1 protein-coding gene and 1 pseudogene are annotated in these 1,230 nt (G+C 73.7%); both read left to right on the top strand.

Features of this window, described 5'->3' with window-relative positions:
* Positions 1-527: pseudogene (locus tag SSBG_RS20120) on the top strand (serine/threonine protein phosphatase); the annotation flags it as partial.
* A gap of 71 nt (positions 528-598) precedes the next feature.
* Positions 599-1,230 (top strand): LLM class flavin-dependent oxidoreductase (locus SSBG_RS20115; protein ID WP_158677838.1); only part of this gene is annotated, 632 nt, incomplete at its 3' end.

Here is a 1,230-nt window from a genome sequence, read left to right as displayed (position 1 = left end):
CCGGGGACGGGCGCGCGACGGACGCGAAGCAGCCGGTCGCGGCCACCGGGGCGGCGTCCCCGGCGAAGCAGGGCGTCCCGCCGGTGCCGGAGGGTTACGTCCTCATGCGGGTGAGCGAGGACCGGGTCGCGGTGCCGGTGCCGAAGGGGTGGAAGGAGCGGTCCTCGGGCGAGGGCGCCTTCCTCGCGTACGCGCCGGGCATGACGGCGAACCTGCGCGTCGACGTCAGCACGTACACCGGCGACCCGCTCCAGCACTGGCAGGAGACCGAGGAGCCGCAGACCTCGCACGGTGTGGCGGCCTACCAGCGCGAGAAGATGTCCCGCACGACGTACCGGGGCCACGACGCGGCGTACTGGGAGTACACGTACACCGACGGCGGCGTGCGCTCGCGGGCTGCCGAACTCGCCTTCAAGTCGAAGGACGGCACGATGTACGAGCTGTACCTCGCGGCGCCGAACGCCAAGTGGCAGACGTACCGCCCCACCTTCGACACGGCCCTGGACGGCTTCCGCTACCCGGAATGATCCCGGGAGACGCCGCCGGAACCGCGCCGCCCCTCACCCTCCCCTCCGCCCTCACCCTCCCGGAGTCCGCCATGCCCCGGCTCAGCAAGCTCGGCTTCCTCACGATCGGCCTCTTCGACCCCGCCGCGCCGCGCGCGGGCCACGAGTCCACCCTGGACCTCATCACGCTCGGTGAATCGCTCGGGCTCGACTCCGCCTGGGTCCGCCACCGCCACCTCCAGTACGGCATCTCCTCCCCCGTGGCCGTGCTCGCCGCCGCGAGCCAGCGGACCTCGCGCATCCAGCTCGGGACCGCCGTCACCCCGCTCGGCTGGGAGAACCCGCTCCGTCTCGCGGAGGACTGGGCGACGGTCGACGTGCTCTCGGGCGGCCGGCTGAACCCGGGCCTCAGTGTCGGCCCGCCGATGCGGTACGAGGAGGTCAAGGGCGCGCTGTACCCGGACACGGCGGAGGCCGAGGACTTCTCCTACGCGCGCGTCTCGCGCCTGCTCGCCTGCGTGCGCGGCCACCCCGTCACGGCGGGCGGCGCGACGACCGGCTTCGAGGCCCGCTCCGACCTCGTGCAGCCGCACTCGCCCGGGCTGGCCGAACGGCTCTGGTACGGGGCCGGGAGCCTGCGCTCGGCGCGGTGGGCGGGCGAGCAGGGACTCAACCTGCTGACCAGCAGCGTCGTGAAGTGGGACCCCGAGGTCGTGCGGGAGGA

The sequence above is a fragment of the Streptomyces sp. SPB074 genome (genome assembly GCF_000154905.1).
Lineage (GTDB): Bacteria > Actinomycetota > Actinomycetes > Streptomycetales > Streptomycetaceae > Streptomyces.
This window is presented reverse-complemented; position numbering and strand designations above follow the sequence as displayed.